This window comes from Arhodomonas sp. KWT (assembly GCF_010993615.1).
The window spans coordinates 1-1933 of sequence record NZ_WNXE01000355.1 but is presented as its reverse complement, the minus strand read 5'-3'; the positions used below and the strand labels follow the sequence as shown (position 1 = coordinate 1933).

The window sequence follows — 1933 nt, the reverse complement described above, 5'->3', positions numbered from 1 at the left end:
GAGCGGGGGCCGCTATCCGGCCGCGCTTTTCGAGCAAGCGCGTGCGGTATATGACGACGGGGCGCTGCGGGCTGGCTTGCGCGATATTGCCAGTGCCATGAGCGGGGTGGAGGCCGAAGTCCGTGAGTGGTGATGAGGCCTCTCCGTGGTGGGCATCCCGGCGGTGTTCCCTGTGCCCGCGGGGCTGGAACCGGGGGGATTATCCGCCGTCGTCTTCGCCGGTGCTTGATCGCGCATGCCCTCGTGTATCAACGTTTCCGTGGTTGCCGGTGACCGCCGCACGCCCCGTACACAGGGGCGGGGATGTGGTTTCACGGCGTTGGTAACGGGACTGGGCCGCACGCAGCGGTGGAGGACAGGCAATGGCGTCCATGCTGGATCAGGCGAGAGCGCAGGCGCTGGTCGACGAGACCTGGGAGGCGTCGATCCTCCCGGCGCTGACGGAGTACATCCGCATACCGGCGAAGTCGCCGCACTTTGACGGGGACTGGGCGGCGTCGGGGCATATCGATGCGGCGGTGGCGCTTGCCGAGCGGTGGTGCCGGGAGCAGCCGGTCGAGGGCATGAGCGTGGAGGTGGTGCGTCTGGAGGGGCGCACGCCGGTGCTGCTGCTGGATATCCCCGGCACGGCCGAGGGTACGGTGCTGCTTTACGGGCACCTGGACAAGCAGCCGGAGATGACCGGCTGGGACGCGGACAAGGGGCCGTGGCAGCCGGTCATGGAGGGCGACCGGCTCTACGGCCGCGGCGGCGCGGACGATGGCTACGCGGTGTTCGCCTCGCTGACGGCGGTACGCGCGCTGCAGGACCAGGGCGTGGCGCATCCGCGCTGCGTGGTGCTGATCGAGACCTGCGAGGAGAGTGGCAGCTTCGACCTGCCTCACTACATCGATGCCCTGGCCGGGCGCATCGGCGAGCCGGAGCTGGTGATCTGCCTGGATTCCGGCTGCGGCAACTACGACCAGCTCTGGCTGACCACGTCGCTACGCGGCATGGCCATGGGCGATCTCAGCGTGGAGATCCTCGAGGAGGGCGTGCACTCCGGGGACGCCGGCGGTGTGGTGCCGGACAGCTTCCGCCTGGCCCGGGGCCTGCTGGAGCGCCTGGAGTCGGCGGCGGACGGCGGGATACTGCCCGAGGCGTTCCGTGCCGAGATCCCGGCGGAGCGCCAGGAGCAGGCCGAGGCCGCGGCGTCGGTGCTCGGCGAGGGCGTCTATCGCAAGTTCCCCTTCGTTGGTGGTGCCGGGCCGGACCGCGACGACCCGATGGAGCTCATCCTTGACCGGACCTGGCGGCCGGCGCTGGCGGTTACCGGCGCGGATGGCCTGCCGCCGCTGGCGAGCGCGGGCAACGTGCTGCGCCCGTGCACGGTGCTGCGGCTGTCCCTGCGCCTGCCGCCGACGGTGGACGGCGAGGCGGCGACCCGTGCCCTCAAGGACCTGCTGGAGCGGGACCCGCCCAACGGCGCGCGGGTGCACTTCGACGCGGCCTGGGCGACCACCGGCTGGCATGCACCGCCGCTGGAGTCCTGGCTGTCGGACGCCGTGAATACCGCCTCGCAGGCGTGGTTCGGCCGGCCGGCGATGGCGATGGGCGAGGGTGGCACGATCCCGTTCATGGGCATGCTCGGCGAGCGATTTCCGCAGGCGCAGTTCCTCATCACCGGGGTGCTCGGCCCGCAGTCGAACGCCCACGGGCCCAACGAGTTCCTGCACGTGCCCACGGCACGGCGGCTCACCGGTGCCGTGGCCTCGGTGCTGGCGGCCCACGCCGCTCAGGGCCGAGTGGCTGACTGAGACCTTCCGGTAGGGTGTTCACCCGGGAGTTACCCGGAAGACTGGCGGTGCGGGCCGGGCATCCCCGCCAGGAGGGCCGGGTGCGCAACGTTGTCTGTCGATCCTGGTCCCGGGTAGAGGATAGGCGTTCAGGTAGG

At 71.0% G+C, this 1933-nt stretch carries 1 protein-coding gene; it reads left to right on the top strand.

From position 1 onward, the window contains the following. Positions 1-362: 362 nt before the first annotated feature. Entirely contained in the window at positions 363-1796 is a 1434-nt protein-coding gene (locus G7A99_RS18845; protein WP_163143086.1) for a M20 family metallopeptidase, read from the top strand. The last annotated feature ends 137 nt before the right edge of the window (positions 1797-1933 follow it).

What these genes read in the sequence shown, in the direction of transcription:
- G7A99_RS18845 (WP_163143086.1), top strand. Translation starts at nt 363, where the DNA reads ATGGCGTCCATGCTGGATCAGGCGAGAGCGCAGGCGCTGGTCGACGAG.